This is a genomic window from Anabaena sp. WA102, assembly GCF_001277295.1.
Taxonomy (GTDB): domain Bacteria; phylum Cyanobacteriota; class Cyanobacteriia; order Cyanobacteriales; family Nostocaceae; genus Dolichospermum; species Dolichospermum heterosporum.
Genome location: NZ_CP011456.1, coordinates 2834852 through 2861436, shown reverse-complemented (window position 1 = coordinate 2861436; position 26585 = coordinate 2834852). Strand labels below are relative to the sequence as shown.

19 protein-coding genes and 1 pseudogene are annotated in these 26585 nt (G+C 37.0%); 15 read left to right on the top strand and 5 right to left on the bottom strand.

Annotation, left to right across the window (positions count from 1 at the left end):
• Positions 1-117: 117 nt before the first annotated feature.
• The 5 genes from AA650_RS12330 to AA650_RS12310 all read left to right on the top strand — a co-directional run bounded on the left by AA650_RS12330 (position 118) and on the right by AA650_RS12310 (position 5291).
• Positions 118-1278, top strand: coding sequence for a DUF262 domain-containing protein (locus tag AA650_RS12330; RefSeq protein ID WP_053539248.1), 1161 nt, complete (start codon positions 118-120; stop codon positions 1276-1278).
• Entirely contained in the window at positions 1272-2369 is a 1098-nt protein-coding gene (locus AA650_RS12325) for an AAA family ATPase (protein WP_053539247.1), read from the top strand. Before AA650_RS12330 ends, AA650_RS12325 begins: the two co-directional genes overlap by 7 nt.
• Complete coding sequence (locus AA650_RS12320) at positions 2370-3155, top strand: hypothetical protein (protein ID WP_053539246.1); 786 nt, start codon at positions 2370-2372, stop codon at positions 3153-3155.
• Complete coding sequence (coaBC, locus tag AA650_RS12315; RefSeq protein WP_053539245.1) at positions 3155-4387, top strand: bifunctional phosphopantothenoylcysteine decarboxylase/phosphopantothenate--cysteine ligase CoaBC; 1233 nt, start codon at positions 3155-3157, stop codon at positions 4385-4387. The genes AA650_RS12320 and coaBC overlap by 1 nt, the downstream gene beginning before the upstream one ends.
• Positions 4388-4598: 211 nt before the next feature.
• Complete coding sequence (locus tag AA650_RS12310) at positions 4599-5291, top strand: hypothetical protein (protein WP_081424215.1); 693 nt, start codon at positions 4599-4601, stop codon at positions 5289-5291.
• 77 nt (positions 5292-5368) lie between these two features.
• Here AA650_RS12310 and AA650_RS12305 read toward each other — a convergent pair whose 3' ends face one another.
• A complete protein-coding gene (locus AA650_RS12305; protein ID WP_053539244.1) occupies positions 5369-5806 on the bottom strand; it encodes a hypothetical protein in 438 nt (145 codons plus the stop codon).
• A gap of 388 nt (positions 5807-6194) precedes the next feature.
• On the opposite strand from AA650_RS12305, the gene AA650_RS12300 reads away from it, so the two are divergent.
• Positions 6195-7397, top strand: a complete 1203-nt coding sequence (locus AA650_RS12300; protein WP_053539243.1) for a glycoside hydrolase family 10 protein — start codon at positions 6195-6197, stop codon at positions 7395-7397.
• 309 nt (positions 7398-7706) lie between these two features.
• On the opposite strand, the gene AA650_RS12295 is transcribed toward AA650_RS12300, so the two are convergent.
• The gene (locus tag AA650_RS12295; RefSeq protein WP_053539242.1) at positions 7707-9182 is read right to left on the bottom strand and encodes a site-2 protease family protein; all 1476 of its coding nucleotides are present in this window, start codon (positions 9180-9182) and stop codon (positions 7707-7709) included.
• A gap of 508 nt (positions 9183-9690) precedes the next feature.
• Between AA650_RS12295 and AA650_RS12290 the strand changes: the two are divergent.
• The 4 genes and pseudogenes from AA650_RS12290 to rppB form a co-directional block, all read left to right on the top strand.
• Positions 9691-10245, top strand: a pseudogene (locus AA650_RS12290) (RNA-guided endonuclease InsQ/TnpB family protein); the annotation flags it as partial.
• A 247-nt stretch (positions 10246-10492) separates the two neighbouring features.
• Positions 10493-12016, top strand: coding sequence for a bifunctional phosphoribosylaminoimidazolecarboxamide formyltransferase/IMP cyclohydrolase (gene purH / locus AA650_RS12285; protein WP_053539240.1), 1524 nt, complete (start codon positions 10493-10495; stop codon positions 12014-12016).
• A 396-nt stretch (positions 12017-12412) separates the two neighbouring features.
• Entirely contained in the window at positions 12413-13099 is a 687-nt protein-coding gene (gene rppA, locus AA650_RS12280) for a two-component system response regulator RppA (RefSeq protein ID WP_053539239.1), read from the top strand.
• Between the two features lie 91 nt (positions 13100-13190).
• Positions 13191-14510, top strand: coding sequence for a two-component system sensor histidine kinase RppB (rppB, locus tag AA650_RS12275; RefSeq protein WP_053539238.1), 1320 nt, complete (start codon positions 13191-13193; stop codon positions 14508-14510).
• On the opposite strand, the gene AA650_RS12270 is transcribed toward rppB, so the two are convergent.
• The 3 genes from AA650_RS12270 to AA650_RS12260 all read right to left on the bottom strand — a co-directional run bounded on the left by AA650_RS12270 (position 14470) and on the right by AA650_RS12260 (position 18210).
• Positions 14470-15771, bottom strand: a complete 1302-nt coding sequence (locus AA650_RS12270; RefSeq protein ID WP_053539237.1) for a hypothetical protein — start codon at positions 15769-15771, stop codon at positions 14470-14472. The two genes, rppB and AA650_RS12270, sit on opposite strands and share 41 nt — an antisense overlap.
• A gap of 115 nt (positions 15772-15886) precedes the next feature.
• A complete protein-coding gene (locus AA650_RS12265) occupies positions 15887-16978 on the bottom strand; it encodes a cysteine synthase family protein (protein WP_168637043.1) in 1092 nt (363 codons plus the stop codon).
• An 851-nt stretch (positions 16979-17829) separates the two neighbouring features.
• Positions 17830-18210, bottom strand: a complete 381-nt coding sequence (locus tag AA650_RS12260) for a hypothetical protein (RefSeq protein WP_053539235.1) — start codon at positions 18208-18210, stop codon at positions 17830-17832.
• A gap of 684 nt (positions 18211-18894) precedes the next feature.
• On the opposite strand from AA650_RS12260, the gene AA650_RS12255 reads away from it, so the two are divergent.
• The 5 genes from AA650_RS12255 (at position 18895) to AA650_RS12235 (ending at position 26551) form a co-directional block, all read left to right on the top strand.
• Positions 18895-19374, top strand: a complete 480-nt coding sequence (locus AA650_RS12255; RefSeq protein WP_053539234.1) for a YbjN domain-containing protein — start codon at positions 18895-18897, stop codon at positions 19372-19374.
• 35 nt (positions 19375-19409) lie between these two features.
• Positions 19410-20135 carry a lipoate--protein ligase family protein gene (locus AA650_RS12250; RefSeq protein ID WP_053539233.1) on the top strand — a complete coding sequence of 242 codons (726 nt, stop codon included), beginning with the start codon at positions 19410-19412 and terminating at the stop codon, positions 20133-20135.
• Between the two features lie 623 nt (positions 20136-20758).
• Entirely contained in the window at positions 20759-21613 is an 855-nt protein-coding gene (locus tag AA650_RS12245; RefSeq protein WP_053539232.1) for a hypothetical protein, read from the top strand.
• Between the two features lie 58 nt (positions 21614-21671).
• Positions 21672-23792, top strand: coding sequence for an ATP-binding protein (locus AA650_RS12240; protein WP_053539231.1), 2121 nt, complete (start codon positions 21672-21674; stop codon positions 23790-23792).
• A 29-nt stretch (positions 23793-23821) separates the two neighbouring features.
• Positions 23822-26551, top strand: a complete 2730-nt coding sequence (locus AA650_RS12235) for a DNA translocase FtsK (RefSeq protein ID WP_053539230.1) — start codon at positions 23822-23824, stop codon at positions 26549-26551.
• The last annotated feature ends 34 nt before the right edge of the window (positions 26552-26585 follow it).

The following is a 26585-nucleotide window of genomic DNA, read 5'->3' as shown; positions in this document are numbered from 1 at the left end:
TACTGTTCATAAGTCGTTGAAAATTCTATTCAATCAACGCCCAGATAATTTATTTGGTATTATGATTTAATGATATCTAATTCTGCCTAAGTAAATTTTTAGTAGCATTTGTCATATATGGAAACAAATAAACTTAATAATCAACAGATGGAATTGCTAGATCAAGAAGATGATTTAGAAAATGAGTTTAAATTTGAAGATGATGATGATGAAAATTTAGAACCATTTGATCCGACTAAAATCAGGGTTAAAACTAAACCGATGACAATGGATTTGCTTCTTAAAAGAATTAAGCATGATGAAATTGATTTAGCTCCTGATTTTCAGCGTCAGGCAGATATTTGGACAAATATAGCGAAAAGCCGTTTAATCGAGTCTCTTTTAATTCGGATTCCACTTCCAGCATTTTATATAGATGCAACAGATGATGATAAATGGATTATTATAGATGGTTTACAAAGAATCAGCACATTTAAAGAGTTTCTTCTTAATAAAGAAGAAGATAAAAATACGAAGAATAAACCGCTTAAATTAACTGGATTACAATTTCTTAAAGATTTAGAAAATAAAAAATATGATGATTTACCTCGTCATTATCAAAGACGAATAGATGAAACAGAATTAACAGTTTATTTAATTGAACCCGGAACTCCTGATGAAGTTAAATATAATATTTTTCAAAGAATTAATACGGGTGGATTACCTCTTAATAATCAAGAACTCCGCCAAGCTATGAATCCTGGTAAACCGATACAAATTCTCAAAAACCTTGCTAATTTACCAGAATTTAAAAGAGTAATAAATCTAAGCAAAAAGAAAAAACAACGTATGGATGATCATGAATTTGTATTGGGTTTTATTGCTTTTATTTTAACCAGTTATAAAGATTATCCAGTAAATAAAGGTCGCAACTATTTTTTACATGAAACTATGAAAAGATTAAACAAAATAGACTCTAATTTGATAAAAACAATAGAAAATCAGTTTACTATTGCAATGCAAGCAGCTTATAATATTTTTGAAAATGCTGCTTTTCGGAAATATTTAAGCTCTCCTGTAAATAAATCTCTTTTTGAGGCTTGGTCAGTAACATTAAGTCAATTAAATCCAGAACAAATTGAAATATTAATCAAAAATAAAGAAATATTAAAAGAAAAATTTATACAAAAGATGAAAGAGGATTCTAATTTTCTTAAATCTGTGTCTCAAGTTTCTAGTAAAGTTCAATATCGGTTTGAACAAATTGATCAAATAGTTCAAGAGGTTTTATCATGTTAAGTTCTTTGACTTTAAAAAATTTTAAACCATTTGAAAATCAGTCTTTTTCTTTAAAACCATTAACATTACTTTCTGGATTAAATAGCACTGGTAAATCTTCTTTACTGCAATCTTTATTACTACTTCGTCAATCTTCTCAACAAAATTTATTAGATAATGTAGGTTTAGCACTAAATGGTGATTTAGTTTCTATAGGTACAGCCCAAGATGCTCTATTTAAGAGAGCAAAAGAAGATTCAATGACTTTGGAAATTGTGATGGATAATACCATTCAAGGTACTTGGGTTTTTGATTATGATCGTCCATCAGATGTAATGCAAATATCTTCATTGTCAAATATTGATGAAAAAATTTATAATTCAAGTCTTTTTACCGATAAATTTCATTATTTAAAAGCAGAAAGAATAGCACCTAGAAATTATTTCCAAATGTCTGATTTTCAAGTCAGACAACATCAACAGGTTGGAAGTCAAGGTGAATTTACTGCTCATTTTTTGTTTATAAATGAAGGTAAAATAATTCCAAATAGTGAACTATCACATGAATCAATAAAGTCTCATCAGTTAGGAAATCAAGTAGAAGCTTGGCTTGGCGAAATTAGTCCTGGAACAGGAATTGATATAGAATTACATTCAGCAATGGATGTAGTAAATTTACAGTATTATTATGAAGATAACAATTCCTATCGTTCAACTAACGTAGGTTTTGGAATTACCTACACTTTACCAATTATTGTCGCTATATTATCTGCTACTTCAGACACATTGATTTTGTTAGAGAACCCAGAAGCTCATCTTCATCCTAGAGGACAATCTAAGATGGGAGAATTAATTGCTTTAGCAGCAAGTTGTGGTATTCAAATAATCTTAGAAACTCATAGCGATCATGTTCTCAATGGTATTCGTAAAGCAGTAAAATATAAGAAACTTGATGCTGAAAAAGTGCAAATTAACTACTTTGAAAGATATCTACAAAAAGGACAACCAATAACAGAGATCATTACACCTCGAATTTATCCAGATGGAGGAATTGATAAATGGCCGGATGGTTTTTTTGATCAAGCTGAGAAGGATTTAATGGAGTTATTATAAATGCACTTTTTGATTAATGAGCTTGCTTTTATTGCACAAGCTACCAATGATTATGAAGCTGATGAATTAATGAAAAATATTTTAGAAATTATTCAACAAATCAGTGTTCTTCAAAATAGTGATCCCATCCAAACTCATAGTAGTTTTGCTTCTCAAAAATTATCTGCAAATTTAACAGTACATGAATGGATTTTAACCACAATTAAATCCAAAAAATCTGAGCAGCAAAAAATCGCAATGATTTTACTGAGACTTTTAAGTAAAGGTCCTTTTATAGATTTACAAAATTTAATAGATGATTGTCAATGTTTTTATCAAAAAAAATGTGTTTCATCAACTTCATTGGCTGGTGCTGCTCAACTTCAAGGAATATTAATTAGTTTACAAAACAATCCTGATTTTATTCAAGAAAATATTGAAGTTGAATTTCAAGAAGGTACAAGTTCGCTAGAAAATAGAAGCATAAAAAATTTAACTGAAATTAAACAAGCTAGAAAAATATATCCTCGTTATAAACTTCATTCTAAACATGATCCTAAAGGATATTGGGAAAATGCTACTCCTATGAATTTAACAGATAAAGAAGCTCAAAAAGTTTTAAATATTTCTGTGGGGAATAGTAATGAAAATAGTGAAAAACGTTATGGATTTCATAAAGAAACAGATCAATTCTATGTGTTTCATTCAGATAATACTTTTGATGAACAGGGTTATCCTACCTATCATGGATTTCCGATTACTGAAAATCAAGTTCCTCCTAAAATACTAATTAAAATAAAGAGATAATGCCATCATCTATAAATACCCAATCAAAAAGAGTCCTAATTGCTATAGGCGGTGGTATTGCCGCCTATAAAGTTTGTGAATTGGTTTCAACACTGTTTAAATCTGGGGTAGAAGTGCGAGTAATTCTCACTAAATCTGCCCAAGAATTTATTACTCCTTTAACTTTAGCCACTCTATCCCGTCATCAAGCTTATATAGATGATGATTTTTGGCAACCAATTTATTCTCGTCCATTACATATCGAATTGGGTGAATGGGCTGATTTAATTGTAATTGCGCCTTTAACTGCTAACACTTTGGCTAAGTTAGCTTATGGTATGGCAGATAACTTATTAACAAATACTGTTCTCGCTTCTACTTGTCCCGTGTTGTTAGCACCAGCTATGAATACAGATATGTGGGAACAGGTAGCAGTACAAAGAAATTGGCAGCAGCTATTGACAGATAGCAGATTTTATGGTATGGAAACTGGTTCTGGGTTGTTGGCTTGCGATCGCATTGGTGCTGGTAGAATGGCAGAAGCGGCAGAAATATTTGTTTATATTCAATCTTTATTACACACCCAAGGAAACAGAGATTTAGCTGGGAAACAGGTTTTAATCAGTGCTGGGGGAACGCGAGAATATTTAGATCCGGTGCGATTTATTGGCAATCCCTCAACTGGTAAAATGGGTTTAGCATTGGCACAGGCAGCACTGCACCGAGGCGCAAAGGTAATATTAGTCCATTGTCCGGCGAATTGGGATGTACCTTTGGGAGTAGAAGCAATTGCGGTTGTGAGTGCAGAGGAAATGCAGCAGGTGATGTTCAAGCATTTAGCCAATGCAGATATCATTATCATGTCAGCCGCAGTTGCAGATGTAAAGCCTAAAGATTATAGTAGCGAAAAATTGCCCAAGCGATCGCTCCCCGAAAATCTTCCCCTAGCAGCAGTACCAGATATTGTCGCTGAACTGGGAAATCGTAAACAACCCCATCAATATTTAATTGGTTTTGCAGCACAAACTGGGGATATTATTACTCCTGCAAAAGAGAAATTGCAAAGAAAGAAATTAGACGCAATTGTAGCGAATCCTATTGATAAAGTTGATAGTGGTTTTGGGAGTGATAATAATCAAGCGGTGTTTTTAGATAAAGAAGGAAGAGAGGTAGAAATTCCAGCTTGTTCTAAGTTAGAAATGGCGCATTATTTGTTTGATTTTTTTAAGCAAAACCCACTTGCATGGGTTTGAAATACTTAATTGTCAATTTCTTCTGGAATTTACCATAAATTACTCTGTCTAAGTAGGTTGGCGTTGAAAATTGTCGTTATAGCAAGGCAAGAGGCAAGAGGGTTTGGGCGATTTTACTTTTCTTTACACAGATTGGTTTTATTGTGTTCACCTACTTATGATAGGATATAGAAGATGATTTTATACCGTAGAAATCTCTAAATATAAAAATATGAATCAAACTACAAATAATAGTCAAAATGAATTGCTTTCAGAAGCAGAAACAAACATACCAAAAGATTTACCAGAACTAGAAAGATATTTACAAAATTATTCTCATGATGATCAGGCTATTAAAACTATCCAACAATTTTCTAAAAATCTCAAGAAGACAAAATATCGTCAAGATGTATTTAATCAGGCACTTATTCGTGAGCCAATTTATTATCAGGATGTTGTTGCAAGGGGTTTGGCAGATCCAGAAAAAGACTCCTTTACACTTTTACAAGGTGACATCGTAAGTACAAATGCAGCTTACTTTCTAGGAGAGCGTATTGAAAATACCAAGTTTGCAATAGCTAGTTCTACTTGCGATCTCGTGAAAGATAGACGCAAATATGCAGCATTACTGCGCGTTCAACCCATAAGTAATCAAAATTCAGAAGCCAAAACAACTCTTTCGCAATTGTTACAGTTTACATCCACACAGCGGATGTATCTTCCACCCTTTGCGGATGATTCATCTGATATAGTTGGAAATTCATTACTATTTGATGGAATAGTACAAATACATTTAGATGATTTGCTGTTAGCGCAACGACACGCAAGTTTAAGTCTAGTAGGATGGCGTATTTTTGGCTCAATGGTTCGCTCAATTCTAGTTCGTGCTGGTGAAGATGAAGTAAAAATGCGGTCATCTATATAGTAATAATATTAGGGTCATTGATAACTTGATAACGACCCTAATATCTATCAATGAGAATTGTACTCATGAGTAAACCTCTAATAATTAAGAGGTCTTTTAATTGTAGTAGGATCGAGATTTACTTCATCATCCTCATCTACATCTATACCATCTTCTGGCATTAAAGGCTCGAAACTATTACGAGTTGGAAGTTCAGGTAAACCTCCTAACATAGCAATTGCTTCTATTAATAAATCAATGCTCTCAACATCACGATGTTTTTGTACAACACGCACAGAGTGAGATATTACACGCAACCCTCCGCGCAAACGATCAACATCACGAGCTAAACCTAATAGACTTTGAAAATCCTGTTCTTCAAGAATGCGGTATTGTCCAGTTTTAGTATTTAATGTGGCAACTGTCCCACTTTTTACAGATTCAAGAGCTTTTCCACCTTCTGTGCGAAACTTTTCAAAGGATGGCCAATTAGGACCATTTTGCAAATTAAGTGATTTTTCTACTGTAATTGCCATATTTATATTTTCCACCCACTGTCCTTTCGTGTCGTCCCGATTCTAGCTTATTTTCTTTGGAAATACATTGGTATTTCGTTGTGTAACTGTGGGTCATAAATAAACACTATATTTGCGTAGACAAATCACACGCCATTTTTTTAAGCCCGATTGTGCATTTTTGTGAGACTTATAACGATGTAAGTAGGTTGGCGTTGAAAATTGTCGTTATGGCAAGGCAAAAGGCAAGAGGCAAGAGGCAAGAGTGAAGAAGTTTTCAGCGATTTTACGTTTCTTTACACAGTTTGGTTTTATTGTGTCCACCTACTTAGTAGGTCAAGATTTAGAATGGTGCATTACACTACAAAGCATAATACAGTAAATTTAACAATCTAAAATAGTATAACCAATGAAAAAAATATTCCTAAAATGGCAACGTCAAACTAGAAAACTGGGATTTTTAGCAGCTATGATGGCCGTGAGTATGGTTGCTTTCCTCATGCTATCATTCCCCCTAAATGCTCAAATTCCTAAATCCACAGAATTACGGGGAGTATGGTTAACAAATATTGATAGTGACGTTTTATTTGAGAGCAACAGACTAAAACAAAGTTTACGAACATTACAGCAATTTAATTTTAATACCGTTTATCCCGCCGTCTGGAATTGGGGATATACCCTTTATCCTAGCAAAGTCGCAGCCAAAGTCATTGGTAAAGCAGTTGACCCTACCCCCGGACTCCAAAAGCGAGATATGCTCAAAGAGATAGTCACCGAGGGACATAAACAAGGTTTAACAGTGATACCCTGGTTTGAATTTGGCTTTATGGCACCTGCTGATTCACTTCTCGCTAAAAATCGTCCTACTTGGTTGACAAACCGCAGAGATGGCACAAAAATAGTCAAAGAAGGCATACATAACCGAGTTTGGTTAAATCCCTTTCGTCCCGAAGTGCAACAATTTATCCAAGATTTGATAGTAGAAATAGTCAAAAACTATGACATTGACGGGATTCAATTTGATGACCATTTCGGATTACCATCAGAACTAGGATATGATGCCTACACCACAGCATTATACAAAAAAGAACACCAAGGAAAACTTCCTCCCACAGACTTCAAAGATCCAGAATGGGTAAATTGGAGAGCGAACAAAATTACCGACTTTATGAAACGGGTATTTACAGTAATTAAAGCTAATAAAAAAGATTGTATCGTTTCCGTTGCTCCTAATCCCCAGCGTTTTTCCTACGAATACTTCCTAGCGGATTGGCAGAAATGGGAAAGAATGGGAATAGTTGAAGACCTAGTTATACAGATTTATCGCAATGATTTAAACGTTTTTATCAACGAATTAGAATATCCAGAAGTCAAACAAGCCCAAACTCATATTCCCGTCAGCATTGGCATTTTAAGTGGGTTAAAAAATCGCTCAATTTCAATGGAACAAATCAAAACCCAAATAGAAAAAGTGCGAGAGCGAAAATTTGCCGGCGTTTCCTTCTTCTTCTACGAAACCCTCTGGAACATGAGCCAAGAAAAACCCCAACAACGCCAACAAACATGGCAAAAAATCTTCCCCACACCCACCAATTACCCCAACCTATTGTAAGCATTCAGCTATCAGTGGTCAGCAGTCAGCAGTCAGCTAAAACCACATTTTAGGGGTGTACATCCTAGCCCCCTCATCGCTTGCGGGGAGGGGGTTGGGGGTGGGGTTCTTGTTCCAGGTTTGATGACAATTTGCTGTAATATTCAGAATGCTGATCACTGTTCGCTGACGGCTGAATGCTTACAACCTATTAGCAAATTGGAAACCCTAAAAAATCTGACATTGCCGAATTGAAATTAATAAATTCAACCTTTGCGCCTTTGCGCCTTTGCGTGAGATATATTATTTCAATCAGCAACGCCAAAATTCCTAACTACCGATACCCAAGCGCCCAGCCAAAGCCGGAGTTAAAGGTAAAAGAGTAGCAATCATCAAAAACAACGCCAAAAGACATAAAGCCGCCCTAGCATCATCTGGTTCACTAATTTCATTCAAACTGGGGCGCTCTAAATCGCGTTGTAAAAACAAAATCACAATTGCCCAATACATCGCCAAAGGATTACCTAATGATACGATAGCCAGTAAAACTATCGTGGCAAAAGTGGTTCTTCCTGCGGTTTTGCGTCCATAAATCGCTTGGACAATTCGCCCCCCGTCTAGTTGTCCAGCGGGCATTAAATTCAACGCAGTGATAACTAATCCCAACCAACCAATAATTACCAAAGGATGAATATTCACCACCGGAGATTGTAAAGCCGAACCAAGGACAACCCGTGCCAAACTACCGACTAAAATTGAACCTTGGAAAAACTGATTGGGTAATTGGAATAAACTCCCTGGGTGAGAAAGTAGCAACCCTATCACCAGTAATAACAAAGAAGTAATCCCCCCAAAAGCGGGTCCTGCCAAAGCAATATCAAATAAGGCTTTACGGCTAGGGACAAGGGATTCAAACCTAGTAATTGCCCCAAAAGAACCAATTTGCACCGCTGGTAAAAAGAACGGCCAACTTAATTTAACTTGGTGACGACGCGCTAACAACCAATGTCCAACTTCGTGAGAGATCAAAATTACCGATAAACCCAAAGCAATAGGTAAAGCTTCTGCAAAGCGTTCCGGGTTACTAAATAAATCGAAATTCTGTAATATACCCCCCACCTCTAAGCTAGTAGCGATAGTTGCAATGAACAAAATCACTGCAAAAGCTTTTTGTGCCAATTGGGCGCGTTGGGGGTCAGTGCGGCTAGGGAGAATAATTATGACAGGTTTGCCGTCAGTATTTTCTACCAAAAATAGGCGATATTTATCTTCTAAGCGTTCCTGTAAACTTTTTGTTAGTCGGTTATGAACCGCTTCTGGTTCTCCCCGCAAATTGCCTTTAAAAACCACTCCTTCTTGGTAGGGAATAGTTTCTGTGGCAAAAAATGTGTCAATGCCGAAAATACCTCTAATCAGACTTAAATCTGCTTCGGGTATGGGTGTTGGTTCTAATTGCAGTTCTGATACTGCAACGGAACTGTCTTTATCACCTTGGGCTGCAAGTCTGTCCGTTGCCCGTTGCTTGAGAATAGCATCTTGACCGGCTTCCCGTAATTTTCTACCCAGGAAAATATACAATCCAGCGGAAGCTACCACCAAGAACAAGATACCAACAATATTGATATAAATCCCAGCGGCAAATAATCCAAAGAACAAAAGCCAGGGAGTCATTAAGACAACAGATTGTAACCAGGCGAGGATGCCTAGTTTACCAAAAGGTCTGGCACGATAAAAGCCCCAGCCTAAAATGCCGGACGCTATCAGCACAATGGCTGCAATTATAGGAGTTTCCGATGAAGTAAACATCTCTAAACCTTTGCTATTGAGACCGAAGCTAGTACAAGTCCGGTTTTCTATACACTATTCATAATAACTTTGTTTGGATTCTGCCCGAATTATCCAGTTTTTTGAGAATAAAGCCCTAATTATTTTAGCTTTCCCGACAGAAGCCCCACGCTCGCTCTTAGGAGCGTGGGATGAATGGCGCGTGAGTTGACGACAGTTCCCTGACTAATGTGCGTAGCACGAGAGAAGGGAACAGGTCGGAAACGAACACTCTTTTATTCTTCTGGTAAATTTTGATTTTCAATATATTTTCATAGCCTCTTACTATATATATCTTAATATATCGGCTCTTCGGTACTTGTTATGCTAAATTATTTTTTTAAATCCCAAAATCCTTGTTATATAAGGATTTTACGTTAATTTATTGTTTATTTTGACAAATTTGGTATCAAAAACAATAAAATCCTTTATTTATATGGGTTGTGGGGTAAATAAACTCATATTTGGCATAACAGGTACGGAAGAACCAGGTTTAATAGATTTTATTGTCACCTCAGATGATGAAAGAATTGCCGCTCCTAAGTTTTTACGCAAAGCTGAACGCAAATTAGAATCTGCACAACGTCGTGTTTCTCGCAGAAAGAAGGGATCTAATCGTCGTAAAAAAGCGATTAAAAAACTGGGTATTCAACATAAGAAAGTATCAGATACCCGCAAAGATTTTCATTTTAAAACTGCAAACAATCTACTGAACAAGTATGATGTAGTAGCTGTTGAAAAGTTAAACATCAAGGGACTTGCTAGAACAAGATTGGCAAAAAGTATTAACGATGCTGGTTGGGGACAATTTATTTCAATACTAACAGTCAAAGCCGAAAATGCTGGGCTGAAGGTGGTTGCTGTAAATCCCAACGGGACAAGCCAAGAATGTTCTAGTTGTGGTAACAAAGTTAAAAAGCCGCTATCTCAAAGAATGCACAACTGCCCTGCATGTCATGGGAGTTTGTGTAGGGACTTGAACGCGGCTATAAATATCAAGAACCGTGGGACACACGGTCTTAAAGCTCAGTCAATGTCTTCATAGAAGAGTCGCTGAGAAGCCCACACTCACCTGAAAGGGAGTGTGTGGAGTATGTCACATGATTTTTATGTGAGGTGGCACAGAATCATCAGATCCATTCATTCATCCGCGTTTATCTGCGTTTATCTGCGTTCAAAATTCTATAAATCTGCTTTTATACAGCTTTATCTTAATTTGGTATGAACTTTTAACACCCTTTCGGTAAAATGTTCTTCTGTTTGCAATTTAGTCCAAAGGAATCTAGGGAATTATGGCGCGTTTAGCCCTGCTGAGTGTATCTAATAAAACTGGTGTAATTGATTTAGCCCGGAGTTTGGTTGAAGAATTTGGCTTTGATATTATCAGCAGTGGGGGAACAGCCAAAACCCTGAAAGATGCCGGCATACCAGTTACTAAGGTTTCTGATTATACGGGTTCACCGGAAATTTTAGGCGGTCGGGTGAAAACTCTTCATCCTCGCATTCATGGGGGGATTTTAGCACGGCGAGATGTGGAGCAAGATGTCACAGATTTGGAAAATAATCAAATTCGTCCCATTGATTTAGTCGTTGTTAATCTTTATCCTTTTGCAGAAACCATTGCTAAACCAGGTGTGACTTTAGCTGACGCGGTGGAACAAATTGATATTGGTGGCCCGGCTATGTTAAGGGCTTCTTCCAAAAATTACGCCCATTTGACGGTATTATGTGATCCTGCTCAATATGGTGAGTATTTGCAAGAATTACGCCAAAATGGAGAGGCATCTTTAGAGTTTCGCCAAAAATGTGCTTTAAAGGGATTTTTGCATACTGCTAGTTATGATAATGCCATAGCATCTTATTTAGCTGGCACACAAGCACAAGAATTTACCATTTCCGGTACACAACTCCAATCTTTGCGTTATGGAGAAAATCCTCACCAACCCGCAGCATGGTATCAAACGGGAAGTGAAGCTACAGGTTGGACAGCAGCGACAAAACTGCAAGGTAAGGAACTCAGTTATAATAATTTGGTAGATTTGGAAGCTGCACGGCGGATAATTGCTGAATTTACAACCAGTCCTGCGGCGACAATTATCAAACATACTAATCCCTGTGGAACTGCGGAAGCAGACACAATTTTTGACGCTTATCAAAAAGCCTTTAATGCTGATTCTATCTCGGCTTTTGGGGGAATTGTGGCTTTAAACCGTCCTATTGATGCAGGGACAGCGACGGAATTAACGAAGACGTTTTTAGAGTGCGTAGTTGCTCCTGGTTGTGACGAGGAAGCTCAGGAAATTTTAACTAAAAAAGGCAATGTCCGAGTTTTGATTTTACCAGATTTGCTGACTGGACCAAAAGAAACTGTGAAAGCTGTAGCTGGTGGGTTTTTAGTCCAATCTGCTGATGATATCATTGCTGATCCTAGTCAATGGCAAGTTGTCACTGAACGTCAACCTACTCCCTGGGAGTTAGCAGAATTACTGTTTGCTTGGAAAGTTTGCAAGCACGTTAAATCTAATGCTATCGTCATTGCGAGCGATCGCACAACTTTAGGTGTCGGGGCTGGACAAATGAACCGTGTCGGTTCGACAAAAATCGCTCTCGAACAAGCTGGAGAAAAAGCCCAAGGAGCATTCCTCGCTAGTGACGGCTTCTTCCCCTTCGATGATACCGTTAAAGCCGCCGCAGCAGCCGGAATTACCGCCATTGTCCAACCCGGAGGCAGTCTCAAGGATAAGGATTCTATCAAAGCCGCTAACGAACTGGGATTATTAATGGTTCTCACTGGTGTACGCCACTTTTTGCATTAGGTAATGGGTAATTGGTAAAAATCTTGTTCCCTCTTGCCTCTTGCCTCTTGCCTGTTCCAAACAATTTCTAAAATTGTTGTCTAGGGTACTTGCCATTTTCAGAAAAGGGTGATAAATTAGATTTGTGTGTGAGGAGCAAGTTTAAAAAACGTCTGGGGTGGAAACACGGCAACACTCCCAGACGTTTTTTAATGGGACTAAAAATTTTCTGACAATAAATAATCAGCAACCAACTAGAAATATTTGGTAAAACACTTTTAATTTTTACTTGTACCAAATTAAGATGAGACTGCATAGAAGAGAATTTTAAGAATAATTAAACGCAGATAAACGCAGATGAACGCGGATAAATATGGATGATAATTATTCTGTGCAGTCTTACATATAATTATTATTATGCGGTTATTATTAGTTGAAGATGAACATGATTTAGGAAATGGTATTCATAATGCTCTTATTCAACGCGATTATATAGTAGATTGGGTGGAAGATGGAGAGACTGCTTGGGATTATTTGCAGACAATACCTCAAAGATATGAAATTGCGATTTTAGATTGGATGTTACCAAAGTTGTCAGGATTGGAATTGTGTAAAAGATTAAGGGCGCAAAAAAATCAGTTACCAATTATGTTATTAACAGCTAGAGATAGCATGAATGATCGTGTTACGGGTTTAGATGCAGGTGCAGATGATTACCTAGTGAAACCCTTTGGTATGGAAGAATTATTGGCGCGGGTAAGAGCATTACAAAGAAGATTACCAAATTTTCAACCACCGCAGTTACAAATAGGTTCTTTAATTTTAGATTATAGTAATTTTTCAGTTGTGAATTTAGCAGTGGAAAATTCTTCACCAATTATCCTCACAGCTAAAGAATTTCAACTTTTAGAATATTTCATGCAACATCCTCAACAAATACTAACTCATGAACAAATTCGCGCTAGATTGTGGGATTTTGAAAGTGATACTGTGAGTAATGTTGTTGCTGCACAAGTAAGATTACTAAGACGCAAATTATCAGAATGTGGTTTTTCTAAAGCAATTGAAACTATCCGAGGTTTTGGTTATCGTTTTTCCGCATAGTTGAGATCCCCGACTTCTTTTTTATTTTGTCAATAAGTTATCAATTAATGCCAGAAGTCGGGGATCTTATATTTACAAAATCTAAAATCAGATGAATAATAATTCACTATTCAATCATTCTCGGTTTAAATTAGCGATTACCTATGCTGGTGTGATGGGATCAACTTTATTACTATGTGGTTGCATCGCTCACAGTGTCATGGTACAAGCTTTTACTCGCACAGTTGATCGAGAATTGGAAGTTTTTGGTAAGGTATTTCAAGATCAATTAAAAACAGAGTTAAAAATTCCTGGAGAATTATCTATTACTACTCAAAAATCTTTACCAGGACTTTGTTTAAAGCAACAATCTTGTTTACCCATTAAATCAGAATCAGATTTACTGAATTTATTAGCAGAAGGATATTATCTGAGATTTTTAACACTATCAGGAGAAGCAACTGCTGCGATTGGTAATAATCCAGATGAATTTCCCGATAATATTCACCTCAATCATTCTTATGATATCAAAAATCGTCATGGTGAACTATATCATTTACATTTAATGCCCTTAAAAATCAACAATAATCAATTATGGGGATATTTACAAGTTGGACGAACTGTACAACGATTAAATGATTATATGAATAGTTTACATTGGTTATTAGGATTGGGTATTCCCTCTTCTATGATCCTCATTGGTGGTGCAGGTTGGTGGTTAGCAGGTTTAGCTATGCAGCCAATTGAAAAATCATATCAACAATTACAACAATTTACCGCTGACGCGGCACATGAATTAAGAACTCCCATTACATCTTTACAAACCATTGTCGAAACAAATTCAATTAGCCCAGAAACTCAAAAAGCATTGAAGAGACAAATTAAAAGATTAGTAACATTAACACAGGATTTGTTATTATTATCTAGATTAGAAAGTGGATTACAAGAAGCTAAGTTACAGCAAATTTGTTTGAATGATTTAGTTGCAGATGTAGAAGAGGAATTAATGCCAATGGCTATGGATGCACAAGTTTTATTATCTAGTCATATTCCTGATCAATCTGATTTTTATATTCACGGTAATGAAAGTCAAATTTATCGAATGTTGTTGAATTTAGTTGGTAATGCCATTAAATACACTCCTGAATCTGGGGAAGTAAATATTCATCTGACAACTAATGATCATCAAGGTGTAATTACTATTAAAGATACAGGTATTGGTATTTCTAATTCTGATCTTCCCCACATCTTTGAGCGCTTTTATCGAGTTAATGCAGATCGTTCTCGCAATACTGGTGGTTCTGGATTAGGTTTGGCTATTACTTTGGCAATTGTCCAAACTCACAAAGGTAAATTAGAAGTACAAAGTCATGTAAATAAGGGCAGTACATTTACTGTGATTTTGCCGCTCGTTTCCAAAGTAAACAAGTAACTTCAACTAACATAGATGTAATCATGGCAATAGCGGCGGCCATTGCCCCATTCATGCCCTTGTTAATAGCAAAGGTGGCAATTATCAATAAAGTCCCTGTTCCTAACCAGGTAGATAGATTTACTTGCCCTGTGCGGTTTTCGCTGACTAAAAAACCCTGAGTTGCATTTTGTAAAGCCACAAATAATGGCACAATTGTACAAATTAAAAGTACAGGTTTGATGCTGTTAGCTAAGATAATATCATTACCAATGAAACTTTGAACGATACGATCGCCTATTGGTGTTACACTCATCAATAATAGTAAGCTAGAACAAGCAGCACCGACACTGATAGCAAAACTCAGCAATTGGCGATCGCTCACTTGATGACGATATTTAATCACCATTTGCTGTACCATCCGGGTAGAATTGGCAATTACAAGAACCAGTCCCCAAGCCGCAGACCAAGCAGCAATAGCAATTGTCGAATCTTCAGCGCGGGCAAGAATGCTAATTAATATCGCCCTTCCGCCCCAAACCACCATCATAGAATTAGCTAAAGGTAAATAGAACTTCCACACCTGTGCTAAGTTACGGGGTAAATTAGGTTGTTCTATTTGTGGCGGTAAAGTTGCACCAGAAAGCCGAGCAAAAATTGTTACAGCTATTGCTTCGACAACCACCCCACTGATGAGGGCAAATCCAGCAAGTACACCCCCAGATATGGGCAAGAAAAATCCACCCGTGAGGACTAATGCTAATGTGAATAACCTGAGAATACTGGCTTTTGCCACAGCGCGAGACTGACCATGATAAATTAATAACCCTTGAAAATAACGCCGCCAGGCGATCGCAAATGGCCAACCACCTATTAATAATAATACTTGACTAACTGTAGCCAACATTGCAGATGGTATGCCCAACAGACTCACACCCACAAAATTAAATATCATTGGTAGTCCCAACAAACTCAATAAACAAGTCAGTCCCGCACCTACAAATAATGTAAACCGCCATAATGCCTTACGTGAATCTTGAGAACCAGCTAAAGCATTAGCAGCGTGCAAAATCATAATAATCGGACTTTCAAAAAATATCGCCAAAGATTTAGCAATACCTACAGCCGCTAAGTTAACTTGAGCATCAGGAAGATAAGCCAATGTAGTGGTCATCATCGGATCACCACAGGCCATAGTTACATCACTGAGAGACAAAGGCAAAAATTCCCGCCATAAACTCCCTAAACTAACTGGTTGAGATTGGGGTTCTTGTAACTTCATATCATTTCCAACTAATGAGTGATAATAACGCTATTTTGACAAAAAAGCGCAAAATCCAGATTTCAACCTTTTAGTCTTTGCGCCTTTGCGCCTTTGCGTGAGATAATTATCTTTATCACTCCTGACTCCTACCGACAATATCCAATGGTACAGGTAGAAGATTAGCAATTGCTTCTGTGAGATGGGAATGTTCAAGGATGTTAATTCCTTGTGCTGTAAGCCAATCAGCATTGTAAACTGTTTCCAGGTAGCGATCGCCCCGATCAGGATTAAGTAGTAACATAGTTTGAGGCTGAGTAAATCTTTGAGTATCTGCTAAAGCTGCGGCCACAATTGCACCAGTGGAAGCACCTAAAAGCATACCTTCCTGTTTAGCCAAAGCATGACAAACAGAAAACGCCAAAGCATCATCCACGCTATAAGCCGCATCTAACACCTGTGGGTCAAAATTGGGGGGAACGAAAGATAAACCCAGTCCAGTCATCTTATAGGGGTGTCTGGGAGTACCAAAAATTGCTGATCCTGCCACATCTACACCAATAATTCTGGTTTGGGGATAATACTTTTTAAAGTAGCGACTAATACCACCTAATTGTCCGGCTGTGCTAACTCCAATAACAATAGCATCCGGCGCACCACCAAAAGCTTCTTCAATTTCCCGCGCCGTCCAAAGTTCATGGGCATCAGTATTACTAGGATTTTTATGTTGACAAGAATACCAAGAATCAGGAATATTTGCGGCTAATTCCTGAGCCTTTGTCATTCTTGCTACTTGCATCGAACCTTGAGCATCAGCCGCACTTAAAGGCACTTCTACCAATTCTGCACCGTAGGCTGTAAGCATTCTTCGCATGGTGACAGGGGTTTTGGCATCAATCACAATCATTACCCTGTAACCCTTAGTAGCGCCCACAATTGCTAATCCAATGCCAAAGTTACCAGAACTAGATTCAATAATTGTCCCACCTGCTCGCAATAAACCCTGTTTTTCGGCTTCATTCACCAGATAAGCCGCATTTTTTTCTTTAATACTACCACCAGGATTACAAGATTCTAGTTTTAAATATAAATGATGTTGTTGACAACTTGGGTGAATTCGATTTAATCGGACAATAGGAACTTTACCTAGTGCGTCCGTCACCGTTGCCAATAGGGGTGATTTTGGCAAGTTGGTTCTGAAGGTTGGGTTTGGAGAGTAAGTAAGCATTGTGATTAGCTCGATACTGTTCATCTCACAAGATGCCAACCCCAGATGAAATAAAGGTGAAATTATCAATGTGAACTACCTACACTTCCCTTGCGGGTAAGTATAGGCTTCCTACCCAGTTAACAGCTTTTTGCTCTTCGAGAACAACAAGACTGATGTTAAGGCGATAGGCTGACCCCTCGTTCCAAAGGCAAAATCAAGGTTAATCAAAAAAATGATCATGTATCTAGCTTGGTTATCGCTATTCTCTCGCCTTGCCGAGATATTCAATTCATAACACAAATTTTGTGAATTCTCTCCATGTTTTCCTTCCTTGCTGTCGCGTTGGTCGGAAAATCGTCGTTAATTCACGCGCCATTCATCCCACGCGGCCCTATCGGGTCAGACGTGGGGCTTCTGTTGGTTAAGCTAAATCCGGCAAACCAAATGCTCGCTTCACTTGCAAAATATAGAATTCCCGAAATGTTCCGCTGATGATCTCATATTTTGGCATTTTGGCAGATAACCATTTTAGTTTCCAGCTTTAATGGAATATCAACAGGGTTAAAGAAAAAGTTGAGAAGTTATGGATGCAGGGATTACCCCACCACTAGAGACTTCCAACCCAGATGATAAGCGATAGATGCGGTGCTGTCAAACTCACAAGAAATATTGCAATATTCAAATCATAGCCAAGCCATAGCTAACAGCCATTGAGTAACAGTTGCCCAGAAAATTATATATTAATCAAACCGACCGATTGCCTAATGAACAAACGGATTTATCCAGTACAAAATTGCCATGTACAAGTAGGAATTAACTTGAAAATAGTTAGATATTAGAAAAATGATGGAAAATTAACAACTTAGCTTTTAATCACGAAGCATTTGGGAGATGATGGCATCAGCTTGTAGTCTTTTGTAAGTCAAGTAGACTAAGTTAGCTTCGTCTGATTGTCCACAAACATAGCAAGCTAGGCTCAGAGCATCTAATAACATTAATGTGGTAATGCCTTGTGATGCTAAAGATGATATATACTCAGAAACTCCTTTGGCACAGATCTCTGCTGGCATCAGTACCAGTAGCAACCGTAAACAATCTGCCGATGCCATCATCCCATCTAATTCATGGGTCTGGGTGGCTAGTTGAACAATACCCAGAACGATTTGATTAGGGGAAATACCTTCTTTTATGAGTAGGGTAAAGAAGGAAGTTAAATGACATGGGGTGCTGTGATCAAGCTTAATATTCATAGTGCTTATTAAAATCAGTGTAACAATAATCGCAGATTTTTTGGCTAATCCGGAAAAATCTCAAAAAAGTTTTTGGGGTTTTTTCGGTTTTTTACGTCAGATTCTAGAACCTCTCAACAGATAGCACCCTAATTTGTCAACTTGAGTTTCGATGAATTTGCGTACATTATGTAACTCACGATTTAACTCACAGTTCCGTATCCTTTGATGCTAAAAATAAGCAAATTGTTCCTTTTGCCTGATTTTTACATCTTGTGACGCTAAACTAGCGAGTAATTTTTGCGCTACACCAAAATAAACTGCTTTGGATTACCTATTTTAACTAAAATTAGTAGCTTATGTAACCGACAGCGGAAATTTAATGATGTAAGATAAACAAAATGGGCATTTAGTCTCGTTAATAAGACACAATAGATAATAAATCTACAAATCTTTACCTAAAATGAAGGTAAATGTGACTTACATCTAATGGTTCTGGATGTGAAGCCCTGAAACCGGGAAAAAATAATTGAGAATTTAACCAAGTTTTTACTGCATAACAATAAGTCTAGCTTATGTCATAGTAATTGACATGGCTCCTATTCTGACATCTCGACTTGGGAAGACAGGTATGTTAGATGCTGGCATTTTTGGTAGCATAATAGTAGATTAAAGCAGTGACTATATTACTTAGAAAAAATCTGTATGGCCAGCTACCTAGAAACCCCAACTCCAAATGAGTTACTGGATGAAGTTATTCAAGAAACCACAGCCCCAAATCATGTGGAAGTTATTGAAAATGTAATTGATACCCTGGCACAAGATCAAAGTGCAATGGTTAGTCATGCTGCTGAGGGTGGATATCTGTGGAAGTTCCAATATGGCAGTATAGAAGTATTTGTGCAATTGACGGGAATTACTGATGAAGATACAATCACGGTTTGGTCTGCGGTGCTGAAGTTACCTGTACAAGATGAAGCCAGATTGACACGATATCTCTTAGAGTTAAATTGTGTAAGTACCTTTGAAGCCCGCTTTGGCATTATTGACCATCAGGTGGTGGTGATTTCTACACGCACTTTAGCGGAGTTGTCACCAGGGGAAGTTTCCCGCATCATTACTATTGTTGCGACTATCGCTGATGATAATGATGAATATCTGCAATCCGAGTTCTGTGCAGTTTAGGTTTCGATAATCTTAGTTAAGGAATGTGATATTTAATGCCTGATTCGCAGGTGTGGCGACTTATTCCCATTTTAGCTGCCGCTGGTGATGTTCAGATGGCTATAGACCGCTGGTTATTAGCACAACATGAGTCGGGACAACATCCGCCAACTTTACGTTTTTATACTTGGTCGCCACCCGCAATTTCTTTGGGTTATCATCAACGTCAATATCCTGAATTTTGGCAAGGTTTGCGGTGGAAAGGGGAGAAATTAGATTTGGTGCGTCGTCCTACAGGTGGTAGGGCTGTTTTACATCAAGGTGATTTAACTTACTCTGTCGTCACGTCTGGACTGAGGGGAAATCGTTTGGATGTGTATGGGCAGATTTGTGAGTTTTTGATTCAAGGATGGCGATCGCTCGATATAGAATTGTACTATGGTCAAGCTGGACGCGGTTATATTCACAATCCTAATTGTTTTGGGACTGCGACAGGTGCAGATTTAGTTTTAGCAGATGGTTCTAAACTGATTGGTAGCGCTCAATTAAGGAAAGGTGACGCAGTTCTTCAGCATGGTTCTATGCGATTGAATCCAGATCCGGATTTGTTTGCAAAGGTATTTAATCAAGAGTTTTTTCATCCTATCCAATTTCCAGAAACTATCAATCAAGAAACAATAATTAAGGCTTTAATAGCCGCAGCTTGTGATTGTTTTGGTATGGAAATAGAGGTAATACCTTTGTCTCAAGATGAGTGGAATTTGATTTTGGCAAATTGTTGATTAGGGTAGGTTTTTAGGTGTTGCTGAGTAAAAGTATGATTTTATTATGCCTACGGCACGCTGCGCGAACACGCAGAGACGCAGAGGCGCAGAGAGTAAGGGTTTGAGAGATGGAATTTTCGACTTTCATACCCCAATTCACCAACGCCGGTTTTTATTCTACCCTATAATTTTTTCTCACTCAGAGACGCGCAGGTGCAGAGAGAAATCAGGTCTATTTTAGTTTTTGTCTTTGGTATGATGTTTACTTTTTAGATTTTCATGTTTTATTTGAAGTTCATACCATTCGTTTAAACAGTATTCATTTTGTGATTGTTTTGGTATGGAAATAGAGGTAATACCTTATATGGTGGAATTCATTTAATATCTGTATAAAATTTTTCTAAAAAAGTCCAATGGATAGAAGATCCAAGTCTTCCCAGTTTTTTCCTGTCATGGAAGCTTGTAGAAAAACTCTAGAAAAAACCTGTCGTTTACTTAGAACGTAATCAGTGAAAACTTGGATAATATTTTGAGTTTTTAGGGAAAAATCGCTCTTATTAGAGTTAATATAGAAACTGTGTGTTATTTTTTTGTGATTCGCGCTAAAGTAGTCAAGTATCGAATACAGCAAGACTAACCGTATGGAAACGAAAGAGTTAAAGTTCATCTTAAAGCTGTTGGGATGTCCCAATTATCGTACTGGCTTGAGTTCCAGCACTTTTGATAGTTTTAAAAGTGAGAAAAACAAAATTTGTCGAGATTTGGGGGAACTGGAATATGTAGACTATTCCCGCGAAATTGCCACAGTCAAGATTTTACCTCCTGGTCAAGCACTACTGAAACTCGACTCGGCACAATTACCTATTGATGATAAAGAACTCAAGGTACTGGAGAAAATAGGTAAGAGTTCTGGAAAAATAGCCCCCAGTGAAATCAAAGTTTCATCGCTAAAATCAGATGAACGGGACGCAATCTTAAAAACCTTGAGTGAACGGGGGTTAATTGCTGCTGAAATCAAGATGAAAAGGGTTAAGGCTGAAGTTTGGTTAACGGAAAGAGGAATTGAGGTTTTGCGGGATGAATATAATCCCGAAGGAAAAGCAAATATAGACTTTAATTTGCTGGGTAATTATGTGCGGTTTTTACGGAAGAATTTGCGGGTTAAGTCAGAACAAGTTTCTACTTTAGTTTCTGATAATATGGAATCACATTCTGATATTACTAGCAATATCAGTGATGAAGAAATTTTAGAGACTATCAAGAAATTAGATAGGGAATTGGGTACAGAGAATTATTTACCAATTTTCCATTTACGGCAAAAGTTACAACCGCCTTTATTACGAGATGATTTAGATCAGGCGTTGTATAGGTTACAAAAAAGTGACAAAATTGATTTTAGTACCCTACTAGAAGTCAGTGCTTACACACCAGAACAAATTGATACGGGAATTCCTCAAAATATTGGTGGACAACTGTTTTTTATCATAGTTAATTAACAGTATTCCCGATATTTTTCATTTTTTCATCACTTCCTCCTCTCACCAACTTATATCTATGACAGACATTAACGACATTATTAAACGTGAGGTTAACCCTTTTGACATGATCAATTTAAAGCCCACTAATTTTTGGGCTGAAGAACAAGATTCAAAACTCATGGTTGAGTCGATTCATAAAAATGCAATCATAGAAATTGAAGGTTTACTTGACCTAGTAGGTAAAGATCATCGTAGCCGTACGGTTTTATTAGCCGGTGATTCTGGTTCTGGTAAAAGTTATTTATTAGGTCGGCTCAAACGCACTCTTAATCCCAAAGCCTTTTTCGCTTATGTTCTGTGTGACTGGGCTGATAGTAGTAATATCTGGCGGCATATTTTACGTCGTACTGTTGATAGTTTAATTCAAGTTCCCGAAGGTGAAAAAGAATCACAGTTAATGTTGTGGCTAAAAAGTTTAACGGCGTTTACAAGAAGTGATATAAAACAACGAATATTTAATGATAATTTTTGGGAAGCATTACAAAGTAATCGGCAAAAATTTATCAAGCATCTCAAGGATAGTTATAAAAAAGCAGGTATTTATAATCCTGATATGTTTTTTGGAGTGTTGCATGATCTCGCAAATCCAGAATTATATGATTTAGCTTGTGAATGGTTGCGTGGTGATGATTTAAATGAAGATTCTATGCAAGAAATCAAAGTCAAAATCTGCATTGATACAGAAGATGCTGCAAAAAATATCTTAGCCAACTTTGGCAGAATTTCCACACAAACCCAACCGATTGTTTTATGTTTTGATAATTTAGAGACTATGCCCCAGTTACCAGAAGGTTTTCTGGATATACAACCTTTTTTCAATGTTAATACCACAATTCATGGAGATAACTTAAAAAATTTTTTGGTGATAATCAGCGTAATTAAGAGTGTATGGCAGCGGCATTTAGACCGGATTTTTACAGCCGATAAAGCAGGAATACATCGAACAATTCAGTTAAAACTTATTAGTATAGAACAGGCCGAAGGACTTTGGGCTTATCAACTTCAGCCATTACACCAACTAGCAAATCCTAGACCTGAATCACCTATTTTTCCTCTAAATCGGCAAATTTTAGAGAAAAACTATCCTGGTGGTAAAACTATACCTAGAAATGTACTAACTCTAGGTCGTGATGAATATCAAAAATATAAAGGTTCGTTATTAGATGAAGATGAAAAACCAAAGCCCGAACCAGTTACAATACAAATAAAGGTGACAACACCCAATGAAAAAACTGTTCCTAAACCTATAATCATTGTTCCACCACGACATCAAGATAATCAAGATACAACTCAAGCAGAATTTCAATTATTATGGCAGCACGAATATACAAAAAGTCAGGGGAAAATTACCAAGATTTCTTTGTTATCATCACCTGATTTAATTCAGATGTTGCAGCAGTCTATATCTACTTTAAAAATACAGGGAGTTAAGACTAAACTTTTAAGCGGAAAATATGCTAGTTATTCCTTGAGTTATCAACATCCTACAAATCGGCAAAAATTGGGTATAGTTTGGACAGAAGACTCAAATATGACTAGTTTTTATCATGTAATGAATGCTTGTCAAATAGTAATTCAAAAAAATCTCTGTCAAACTATGCACTTAATTCGTGGTGGAGATTTAGGAAAACCAAACATGGCGGGAAATCAACTCTATAGACAGATTTTTACCAACACTAATCATGTTCATATTAAACCAAGTCTACAGTCTATTCACTATTTGGCAACATATCAAAGTTTGGTAAATTCTGCCAAATCTCAAGAATTGGTAATTGGTGGGAAAACGATTAATTTACAAAGATTAGAAACTTTAATTAATGAATCTGAGATTTTGAATCAATGTACTTTATTACAGGATTTAGGTATTGTTTCTAAATCAAATCCAAAACCAGAACCAAATCGTAACGGTGGAAAAGATTTAAGACCTGTTAAAGACTTCTTATTAAATCTAGTTAAAACTCAACATTTGTTAGGGAAACAAGCTTTAATTAACAATGCTATTAGCAGTTTTCCCAAAGTTAAGGAAGATCAAATTAATGTATTGATTAAAGAACTATGTGAGGAAAATAAAATTCAAATTCTTGACCCCAAAGCCAAGCCAGAAGCTCAATTAATTTGTTTAGTTCCTCACAAGTAATCTATCCAGCACATTTTTTATATCAGCTAATGCACTACCTGACAGAAGCTTCTGAAATTTACAAGCAAATTTCCCAACTGTCCCTATCTAAAACCCTATGGATAGATACGGAAATCGCTGATTGGTATACCGATAAACCAAAATTAGCACTAATTCAGGTATTGGCTAATTATACAGATTTAACTGGTGAATCTGCTTACATTTTTGATGTTTTAGATAAACCTGATTTGGCTGTATATTTCATTAACCAAATTATGGTTAATCCGCAAATTGAAAAAGTTTTTCATAATGCTGGTTTTGATTTAAAATATTTAGGTAAGGAACTAGCCCAAAATGTCACTTGTACTTTAAAAATAGCGAGAAAAATCACCAAAGAAGTTTTAGAAACTACCAACCTAAAACTAAAAACTCTAGCTGCTGAACTCTGTCAATTTTCTCATGTAGACGCAGAAGAAGGAAGCAGTGATTGGGGAAAACGTCCCCTGACTCAAAAACAGTTAAACTATGCAGCAATGGATACAGTTTATTTAGCTGCTGTTCATTATCGCTTACTGGAAATATCCAATCCTGATGTTATCAATCGTGTATTTAATATGGTAAATAATAAATCTGAAAACTCTTCTTTAACTCCTACTAAAGTTAGATTAGCTTTTGAGTGTCCGCGACTATTTTATCTAAATCATAATTTTAATTGTAAAGCAATATTCTCTTCTAAAGATACCATTACTGGTATTGGTAATATCTTTCACCAACTAGCGGATAATTTTATTAATTTACTGCTAATTGAACCCAGATTTAAAACTTTATTAAATCCATCTGCAACACAATTAAATGTAGATGAACTAACATCAAAAATTCAACAATTATTCTATCAAATTAAGTTCTTTCCCTATTTACAAAATGCCATTGCAAAAGACGCGAGTAAAGCACCTGTATTACTACAAGTTTGGCAAGGTTTACAAGGATTAATTAAAAAGTTTACTGAATTGTTAGTAATTAATCGTCGTTATTGCAGTGCAGAAACGGTTATTTCTAATACTTTTATTTCTGGAGAACACAATTTAGAATATTACTTTGATTTACCTAATGGCACAAAACAATTAATTAGAGGTGAGTTTGATTGTCTGGTTTTTAATTTTGAACTTAAACGCCTTTGTATGGTAGAATTTAAAACCTATCAACCTGTAGATTCAGCAGCACAATTAGCGCAAGTTTCTCTCTATAGTTATATGTTATCGAAGCGGAAAAAACCACCTATTGATTCTGCTGTTTATTGTGTTTTACCAGAATTTAAAGAATACAAATATTCTTGGGAACAGTTAGAAAATACGGTTCATCAATTAATTCCCTATAAATTATTACAAATGCAACAATGGTTGAGTTGGGAATCTCCCAATCCTAACCCACCACCTGCGACAACTCAACCTCATTTGTGTGAAATTTGCCCCCAACAACAAAAGTGTCAGACTTTTTTCGATGTTGAATCTAATGCACCGCCAAATAAAGTTATTCCAGATAATGACAATCCTGATTTTATAGCACCTTCCAAAAAACGAGAAGATACATCTGACTCTTCACATTATTTGGAAAACCCAACACGAAACCTAACCCCCCAACCCCCTTCCCTACCAGGGAAGGGGGAGAATTCAAAGCCTCTCTCCTTGCAGGAGAGAGGTTTGGAGAGAGGTTTTTCAGATACTTTTAAAAGTCAGAAAGATACATTTATTAATGCTGATGAAATTGGCGCATCTTTAGTGGCAATTCTAGAATCTTTTAAGGTTAATGTAGATTATTATGGTGCTGATGTAAGTCCGGCATTTATTCGGGTGAAAATTAAACCACATTTAGGTGTGAAAGTTCCTTCAATTCTCAGATTATCCGCTGATTTACAAGTACAATTAGGGTTAGAATATCCGCCTTTAATTGCTCCCCAAGCTGGTTATGTAAGTATTGATTTGCCGCGTCAAGATAGACAAATTGCCAAATTTGAAGATTATATTCAAAAGCAGTTTTTACCCCCAACAGCACCCGTAAAAATTGCTATTGGAGTGGGTATTGATGGGAAGTTATTAGAGGCTGATTTATCAGATCCGAATACTTGTCATTTTTTGGTGGGAGGAACAACAGGAAGCGGAAAAAGTGAATTTTTGAGATCCTTACTTCTCAGTTTAATCTATCGTCATTCTCCCCAACATCTCAAAATTGCCTTAGTTGACCCCAAGCGGGTAACATTTCCCGAATTTGAACAAATGTCGTCGTTATATGCACCAGTTGTCAAAGATAGCGATCGCGCCGTAGAATTAATGCAGGAACTAGTTGCAGAAATGGAATCTCGTTATCAAAAATTTGAAAAAGCTAAATGTGCAGATTTAACCACCTATAATCAACGTTCTTCCCCAGCTTTACCGCGTATTGTCTGTATATTTGATGAATATGCCGATTTTATGGCAGAAAAAGAAATTCGCACCATATTAGAACAAAGTATCAAACGTTTAGGCGCAATGGCAAGAGCCGCAGGTATTCATCTAATTATTTCCACACAACGCCCAGAAGCCAGTATTGTCACCCCAATTATCCGTTCTAACCTACCTGGACGAGTCGCCCTACGTACCTCCAGCCAAGCAGATTCATGTATTATTCTGGGTGGAAAAGAAACAACAGCAGCCTATTTATTAGGCAAAGGTGATTTAGTTTACCAAGGTGGTTCGCACGGACAACGTCTTCAAAGCTTATTAGCACAAACTATTAAACTACCTTAAAAAAAAGATCCCCGACTTCTCTAAGAAGTCGGGG

Bases quoted from the DNA above. Each gene is read 5' to 3' on its own strand.
- AA650_RS12250 (WP_053539233.1), top strand. From the start codon at position 19,410: ATGCCTGATTCGCAGGTGTGGCGACTTATTCCCATTTTAGCTGCCGCT.
- rppA (WP_053539239.1), top strand. From the start codon at position 12,413: ATGCGGTTATTATTAGTTGAAGATGAACATGATTTAGGAAATGGTATT.
- AA650_RS12245 (WP_053539232.1), top strand. From the start codon at position 20,759: ATGGAAACGAAAGAGTTAAAGTTCATCTTAAAGCTGTTGGGATGTCCC.
- AA650_RS12265 (WP_168637043.1), bottom strand. From the start codon at position 16,978: ATGCTTACTTACTCTCCAAACCCAACCTTCAGAACCAACTTGCCAAAA.
- AA650_RS12255 (WP_053539234.1), top strand. From the start codon at position 18,895: ATGGCCAGCTACCTAGAAACCCCAACTCCAAATGAGTTACTGGATGAA.
- AA650_RS12270 (WP_053539237.1), bottom strand. From the start codon at position 15,771: ATGAAGTTACAAGAACCCCAATCTCAACCAGTTAGTTTAGGGAGTTTA.
- AA650_RS12320 (WP_053539246.1), top strand. From the start codon at position 2,370: ATGCACTTTTTGATTAATGAGCTTGCTTTTATTGCACAAGCTACCAAT.
- AA650_RS12295 (WP_053539242.1), bottom strand. From the start codon at position 9,182: ATGTTTACTTCATCGGAAACTCCTATAATTGCAGCCATTGTGCTGATA.
- coaBC (WP_053539245.1), top strand. From the start codon at position 3,155: ATGCCATCATCTATAAATACCCAATCAAAAAGAGTCCTAATTGCTATA.
- AA650_RS12235 (WP_053539230.1), top strand. From the start codon at position 23,822: ATGCACTACCTGACAGAAGCTTCTGAAATTTACAAGCAAATTTCCCAA.
- AA650_RS12325 (WP_053539247.1), top strand. From the start codon at position 1,272: ATGTTAAGTTCTTTGACTTTAAAAAATTTTAAACCATTTGAAAATCAG.
- AA650_RS12310 (WP_081424215.1), top strand. From the start codon at position 4,599: ATGAATCAAACTACAAATAATAGTCAAAATGAATTGCTTTCAGAAGCA.
- AA650_RS12330 (WP_053539248.1), top strand. From the start codon at position 118: ATGGAAACAAATAAACTTAATAATCAACAGATGGAATTGCTAGATCAA.
- AA650_RS12300 (WP_053539243.1), top strand. From the start codon at position 6,195: ATGAAAAAAATATTCCTAAAATGGCAACGTCAAACTAGAAAACTGGGA.
- AA650_RS12260 (WP_053539235.1), bottom strand. From the start codon at position 18,210: ATGAATATTAAGCTTGATCACAGCACCCCATGTCATTTAACTTCCTTC.
- AA650_RS12305 (WP_053539244.1), bottom strand. From the start codon at position 5,806: ATGGCAATTACAGTAGAAAAATCACTTAATTTGCAAAATGGTCCTAAT.
- rppB (WP_053539238.1), top strand. From the start codon at position 13,191: ATGAATAATAATTCACTATTCAATCATTCTCGGTTTAAATTAGCGATT.
- AA650_RS12240 (WP_053539231.1), top strand. From the start codon at position 21,672: ATGACAGACATTAACGACATTATTAAACGTGAGGTTAACCCTTTTGAC.
- purH (WP_053539240.1), top strand. From the start codon at position 10,493: ATGGCGCGTTTAGCCCTGCTGAGTGTATCTAATAAAACTGGTGTAATT.